At 68.6% G+C, this 6,339-nt stretch carries 7 protein-coding genes; 5 read left to right on the top strand and 2 right to left on the bottom strand.

Annotation, left to right across the window (positions count from 1 at the left end):
• Window positions 1–223, bottom strand: a 223-nt coding sequence (locus A3IC_RS73465; protein ID WP_425387329.1) for a GNAT family N-acetyltransferase, incomplete at its 3' end; no start/stop codon positions are given.
• 983 nt (window positions 224–1,206) lie between these two features.
• Here A3IC_RS73465 and A3IC_RS0112120 point away from each other — a divergent pair.
• The 3 genes from A3IC_RS0112120 to A3IC_RS66715 all read left to right on the top strand — a co-directional run bounded on the left by A3IC_RS0112120 (window position 1,207) and on the right by A3IC_RS66715 (window position 4,905).
• Window positions 1,207–3,342: an NACHT domain-containing protein gene (locus A3IC_RS0112120; RefSeq protein ID WP_205354403.1), complete on the top strand. Its 2,136-nt coding sequence runs from the start codon at window positions 1,207–1,209 to the stop codon at window positions 3,340–3,342.
• 603 nt (window positions 3,343–3,945) lie between these two features.
• Window positions 3,946–4,356 (top strand): hypothetical protein, encoded by a 411-nt coding sequence (locus tag A3IC_RS66720; protein WP_020550317.1) that lies wholly within the window; start codon window positions 3,946–3,948, stop codon window positions 4,354–4,356.
• Window positions 4,357–4,368: 12 nt separating this feature from the next.
• Window positions 4,369–4,905, top strand: coding sequence for a hypothetical protein (locus A3IC_RS66715; protein WP_020550316.1), 537 nt, complete (start codon window positions 4,369–4,371; stop codon window positions 4,903–4,905).
• A 338-nt stretch (window positions 4,906–5,243) separates the two neighbouring features.
• Here A3IC_RS66715 and A3IC_RS0112105 read toward each other — a convergent pair whose 3' ends face one another.
• A complete protein-coding gene (locus A3IC_RS0112105; RefSeq protein ID WP_158695927.1) occupies window positions 5,244–5,663 on the bottom strand; it encodes a hypothetical protein in 420 nt (139 codons plus the stop codon).
• A 195-nt stretch (window positions 5,664–5,858) separates the two neighbouring features.
• Between A3IC_RS0112105 and A3IC_RS68570 the strand changes: the two genes are divergently transcribed.
• Together A3IC_RS68570 and A3IC_RS64685 are read left to right on the top strand one after the other, a co-directional pair.
• Window positions 5,859–6,023: a hypothetical protein gene (locus A3IC_RS68570; protein WP_020550314.1), complete on the top strand. Its 165-nt coding sequence runs from the start codon at window positions 5,859–5,861 to the stop codon at window positions 6,021–6,023.
• An 85-nt stretch (window positions 6,024–6,108) separates the two neighbouring features.
• The coding region (locus A3IC_RS64685; RefSeq protein WP_026218167.1) for a transposase at window positions 6,109–6,339 on the top strand (231 nt) is incomplete at its 3' end.

Here is a 6,339-nt window from a genome sequence, read left to right as displayed (position 1 = left end):
AGCCGCGGCCCCACGCCGACCGGCGCACCGCGAACCCAACGCTGCCCACGCCCGGCGACTCGATCACCAACGCGATCGTCCCCACCACCGAAGCGTCCTCGGCGGACTCGATCACCAGCAGGTATTTCGTCCGCGGTTCGCACCGGGCGAGTTCGATGTTCTCCTCCACGTAGGCGCGGGTCTCGGCCTCGTCACGCACCNCGAACCCCAGGAACCGCACCACCTCCGCGTCGAACACCTCCCCCACCGCACGGACATCGCCGGGGACGAGATCACGCAGGACCACACCACGACCCGACACCCGGACCGAACGAGGGGATCGGACGGCGGGACTCGACAACTGCTCGGCGCTCACCCCACCACCGTAACGACCCACACCGCACCCATCACCCCGATTCCGGCGGACACACGCCCGGGCCGAACCGCTTCCCGACCACGCCCGGACCACCACCGGAACGACCCGCCCGGCGCCCCGCGCACAACGCTCCGCCCGACCGGGCGGACCCGGCCGACGCGATCCACGACGGGAAGCGAGTGACCGTACTCCGCGCGCTCACCGACGCGATCGGAGAGACGACCGGGACGGCGACGACAAAGGCGGGCGACGCGCAAAGCGACCAGCCGTAGACCGCGCCGCCGGACCCGCGCGGGAGATACCCGGGGCCCTACCGGCGGGTAACGGATTCGTCACCCGCGCAGGCCACGGCCCGGTCCGGGCGTTACCCACGCAGCGCGGTCCCGGTAACAAGACATGCGAAACGGCGCCGCCCCGAAGGTTCGGGATGGCGCCGCGACAAGTCGAAGGTCGGTGAGCGTGGCCGCCTCACGGCGGAAGGCACACCGTGGCTCCGGCCGAACCGGTATTCCACGGAGGCAATGGTTGGGCCCGGGAGCACACCCTCACCGACGCCGATCACAACCGGCCCCGTCCCGGGTTCATTCCCCGCCGCCCCGCCGGGCCGCGCCCGCGGTCCCGCTCCCCCGGTCGCGGCGGACTCGACCGGAGGGTGGGCGGGGCGATCGCCGCGCGACACCACCCCCGCGTGCCGCACAGCAACATGAGGCGGCCCGCCGTCCCGAGGGGGGTGAGCCCAAGTAGTACGCCTTCGGCCTGCGCCGCTGCGTCTCACGGCTTCAAGGTCATCCTCGGGTCGCGATCCGGCAAAGTCCGGCGGGCGCCGGTTCGGGTCGACATGATGGCTGGCCATGGGGCAACGTGGGGGACGTGCGGCCGGCTGGGCCTGGGCATTGTTGTGTGTGGTGGGGGTGGTCTGGCTCGTCGTGTGGGGATCGCACGACGCCGAACGCGGGGATGTCGACTGGGCGAGTGCGTCGATCGCGTTGCCGGGGCTGGGTGTCGCGGTGTGGTCGGCGTGGATGACACGGACCGCGTTGCGGTCGCAGGACACGGACGTCGTCGTGGTGGCGGCCCGGCTGGCCGTCCTGGTCACCCGTGCCGAGTCCCCGGAGCGGGCCCGTCTGTTGGGTGACGACCACACGCCGATCGACCTGCGTTTCGTCCTGCGTCCTGCTCCGGCGCACAACGCCGAGGGGGCGGATCCCGACGGACGTCTGGGTACGGTCGTCGACTACTACCGCAGGTTGCGGCCGGGCCGTCTGGTGATCACCGGCGCCCCGGGATCCGGGAAGACCGTCCTGGCCCTCGAACTCCTCCTCGCGATCCTGGAGAGCCGCGCTCCCGGGGACCCGGTGCCGGTGCGGATGTCCCTGGCCTCGTGGACCACCCCGCTCGCCACCGGGAACGGCGCGGACGCGGGCCGGGCCTTCGAGGAATGGGTGCGTGATCATTTGGAACGCGTGTACCGGCTCTCCCCCACCGCCGCGCGGGCGTTGGTCGAGGCGGGGATGGTCCTGCCCGTCCTGGACGGGCTGGACGAGATGGACGCCGCCGGCACCACGACGGGCGGCCCGCACCCGCGCGGCGGGCCGCGTGCACGACGGGCGTTGGAGACGCTGAACGCGTACACACGCGGCCGGACCCGCGCCGAGATCGTGCTGACCTGCCGCAGCGGCCCCTACGAGGCGCTCGACACCTGGGCCAAGAGCGCCGCCCGCGTCGAGATCATCGGCGTCACCCCCGCCCAGGCCAGGGACTTCGTGCTCGCCCGCGTCGACGACCCCCATCGGTGGCGCGAGGTGATCCACGCCTTGGACACCGATCCTTCAGGGGCTCTCGCCCGGAACCTGTCCACACCCTGGCGACTGACCACCGCCGTCATGGTCCACGAACAACGCCACCTCGAAACGGGCGCATACCCGCATGCGCCCCGCAGCCTCCTGTCCCCCGCTCTGGCGAACGACACGGCCCTGCGCGAGCACCTCAACCGGCTCTACGTCCGCGCCGCCACCGAACACCCCACCCCTCGCGGACTCTTGGGCCACACTCCGGAACAGGCCCACGCGTGGCTGCACGTCCTCGCCCGCCACCTCGACACCAACACCACCACCGCACCCATGGTGGGCGGCAGAGGCCTGTCCGGCACCGACCTCGTGCCCCACGAACTCTGGCCGCTCGCCGGCCGACGCCCCCACGTCGTCCACCTCCTGCAGGTGATGATCACAGCGGGCATCCTCGGGTACGCCGCGACGGCCTACGCCTCGTCATCCGTAGTCGGGAGCTCCCGACCAGTGGCGATCGGTGTGGGCGCGGCCTGCGGCACCGTCCTGCTCACCGTCTACCGGCCCCGGTACTGGCCTCGACCCACCCGCTTGGACCCCGGACAGCTCTGCACACCACAGGGCCGACGCAAGGCCCTCACCAAACTCGCACTCAGCCTCACGGTCGGAATCGCTTTCGTGATCGCCTTCGCGATCACACTCGGAATCGCGAACGACGGGTCCACAGACGTGCTCACGAACGCGCTCAAGGGCGTGCTCACGAACGCGTTCCCGTCTGTGGCCGGAATCATGCTCGGACTTCCGTTCGGGCTCAGCGCCGGGTTGAGCAACGATGGCGGGACCGAGGTCAAGGACCCACGCAACCTCGTCCGTGCCGACCTCGCATTCGGAATCACGCTCGGGATCGTGTTCGGGAGCGTACTGGGGCTCGGGACCATGCTCGGGATCACAAAAGGGATCGCGCCCCCATTCGCGTTCACGCTCATGGTCGGGTTCGCGTTCGGGCTCCTAAAGGCGTCCGCCGGGATGCGGTATCTGGCGTTCCTGTTGTGTGTCCGGGTCGGCCCCCGCACGCTGCCGTGGCGCCTGGGCCGATTCCTGCACTGGGCCACCGGGGCGGGGCTCCTGCGCACCGCCGGGATCGCCTACCAGTTCCGCCACCGCGAACTCCAGGACTGGCTCGCACACAACCCCACCCCCTGACCGCCACACCCGACGCCGCACGACGACCTCCGGTGCCGAAGAACCCGACGCCGGCCCCAACGGGCAACCTCTCGGATGGCCACAGAAGGCTCAACGAGTCAGTCGAATGAGACACCTTTCAGCGTCTGGAGAACCATCCCACTTCGGCTCGAACACCCCCGACCCCGGCAAGGACTCGACCGGGGCGGCCAGTATCGGCTCGGACGGGACCGTGATCGTCATGGACGTGCCGATACCACGGGCGGACACACCGCACTCGCGACTGTCACGGCTACGGGCGGCGAGCAAGCGATTCGGGGGCTGATTTCTCCCTGACCAGCCCTTGCGCGAATCGTTCCGATTTTCTGACTTTCGGGATTTCGTGCTGCTCGCGAAATTTTGTCGGGTGTCATGGGTTGGGGAGGTCCACATGGCGTTCACGGCGATCCACCCGGAACTCGGTCGACTCGACACGAGCCTGCCGGGCCTGGGCCGCGGCCTGGAGTGGCCGCAGGTCCATGGGCGCAAGGTCGGATTGACGTGTGCGGACTGCGGCCACGGCATGCACGCTGAACCACAGCGGGAAGTCCAACGGGTCAGCTTTCGTCTGAAGCGCGAGACGCTATGAGCGCGCCCTTCGACCACGAGGCGCTCTGGATGAAGGCGAAGCTCTTCCTCAACCGGGCCATGGACGACGACGATTCAAGAGGGTTCGACGAACATGCCTTGTGGGCCGCTCTGGCGTTGGAGCTGTTGGCCAAGGCCGCCCTTGCCCGTGTCTCTCCTCTCCTCATCGCAGAGCCGAACGAGGAAGGCTCGAACCTTCTCATCGCGAGCGGACTCGTCAAAGGAGATGCCAAGTTCACATCGGTCCGGGCGAAAACGCTCATGGCCCGATGTCATAGAGCGTTCAAGCCCTTCGACCAGTCCGAAGCCATGAAGATCATCAATGGCCGGAACGAGTACCTCCACAGCAGTGGTACCGGCTTCATGGCGATCCCGGCGCATCTCTGGTGGCCGAGGTATTGGGCCTAGGCCGCCATCCTGGTGACGGCACTCGATCGCGACCTCGACGAACTCGTAGGCAGCGATCGCGAGGCCACAGTCACACAACACCTCGACCAGAACGCCAAGAACATCGAGCAGCGCGCCGAAGCCCTGATCGAGAGGGCCAAACAGCGCCTCCAGCAACGACGCGAAGGCAACGTTCCCGCAAGAATCGCTGCGGAGTGGACCACTCGGGACCTGTCGGCGTTGATGGCATACAGCACCGCCGCAGAGTGTCCCGCCTGTCAGTCGGTCGGGCTCCTGGAAGGCGACGCGGTCGACAACACCGAAATTCACTACCCGACCCACCCCGGCTTCGGCTTCGGCTTCGGCTTCAACGAGGAACTCGAGAACTACGACCTCGACGACATCTCCGTAACGCTGACCGTCGGCGCGGAGTATTTCAGTTGCCCAACGTGCCAGCTGGTTCTGAACAGCTACGAACTGCTTGCACGGGCAAATCTGGACACCGAGTTCGACACCGAGGGGGACGTGGACGAGATCCTCGGCCGCGAACCCGAGTACGGCAACGACTGACGCGCCGAATGCCGTCGTGCATCGCCCGCGACTGATCGAAGCCATCGGCGTCGATCAGCGAGATCGTTGCATCCGAGTGGGTTGAACGTGCCGTACCGCCCGGATCGCGTTCCCTACAGCGCGTTGCGGACGCACCAGCGGCGCGTTCTCCCAATTGGGAGAACGCGCCGCTGGTGCGTCCGCAACGCTACGAACCGAGGGCATCTCCCGATCGGGAGAATTCGGCTGCGGTGGCCGGTAGATGGGCTTCGATCTCGTCGAGGACGCCTCGCACGTCGGTGACGATGCGGCGGACCTCACCGGGATCCTGACCGGCCGCTTCACGGATCGTCTGGGCGTCAAGGCGACTCCAGGCGCGTCGAAGTATCGCGACGGAATCCCTGGGGGCGGAGTCCGACGCCCTCGAAGTCCACGCCGCCCGAGCGGGCGAGATCGACCCGCACGGGCAGGATCCGCTCCGCCTCCCAGGCGGGCTCTCCCCACTGCGCGGGGCGATGCTCGGCCCCGGCGAGTGCCGCCTCCAGCTTCCGCGACAGCGTCGACTTCCCGATCCCGCCGATGCCGTGGAACACCAGCACGTTGTCCCGGGGCGCCTCGAGGTCCTCGACGTCGAATCCGGGATCGGTGACGTGCCGCAGATGCCCGGCGAGCGCGTCGGCGAACAGCAGCCACTGCGCCTGCCGGTTCACGAACGCCTCGTCGGTCGCCAGCCGTTCGTCGTTCGTGCCGAACAACGCCCGCAGATCCCGACCCGCCATCATCGCCCCCCGAGGTGATCGCCGACCGCCAACGTAGCGCCCGGCGGGCGCCAGCACCCCGCCCCCTGAGGCCGGTCGGCTCGATCGGGCGCAGGGTGGGGCGACTTGTCGGGCGGCGCGTGAAACAGTCGGGTGTTTCCGCAGACTGACCCGGCCGCCGCACGGCGTCGCCGGCCCGCTCCGAGGTGGTCCTTCGTGCACGATCCCGCCGAACCCGCGGACGTCCCTCCCGAGCCCACCGACACGGGCGACTACGAGGACGCCTTCGAGGCGGTGACCAGGGTGATCGGCTGGTATCGGGAGCGGATCCTCAAGGAGACCAGGGCGACCGAACCGGCACCCGACTTCTGGTACGACTGACGACCGAACGACGGGCGTGCGCGGCCGACTGAGGTGCTCTATTTCTTCCGGACAGCGACCCGCGTAGGGTTGTCGAGATTCGGAAATGAGAGAGAACGTGCCACCTAGATATCCGCAGAAGTTCAGGGAAGAGGCCGTCCGCCTGGTGATCGAGGGCCCGCGCCCGATCGCCCGCGTCGCCACCGAGCTCGGAGTCAACGAAACGACGCTCAGGGGCTGGGTGAAGCAATATCGCCTCTCCCACGAGGGCAACGCGGAATCCGACGAAAGCCCGAAATCGGACCGCGAGCGGCAGCTGGAACATGAACTGAGGAAG

This window comes from Embleya scabrispora DSM 41855 (assembly GCF_000372745.1).
Lineage (GTDB): Bacteria > Actinomycetota > Actinomycetes > Streptomycetales > Streptomycetaceae > Embleya > Embleya scabrispora.
This window is presented reverse-complemented; position numbering and strand designations above follow the sequence as displayed.

Bases quoted from the DNA above. Each gene is read 5' to 3' on its own strand.
- A3IC_RS0112120 (WP_205354403.1), top strand. From the start codon at position 1,207: ATGGGGCAACGTGGGGGACGTGCGGCCGGCTGGGCCTGGGCATTGTTG.
- A3IC_RS66720 (WP_020550317.1), top strand. From the start codon at position 3,946: ATGAGCGCGCCCTTCGACCACGAGGCGCTCTGGATGAAGGCGAAGCTC.
- A3IC_RS0112105 (WP_158695927.1), bottom strand. From the start codon at position 5,663: ATGGCGGGTCGGGATCTGCGGGCGTTGTTCGGCACGAACGACGAACGG.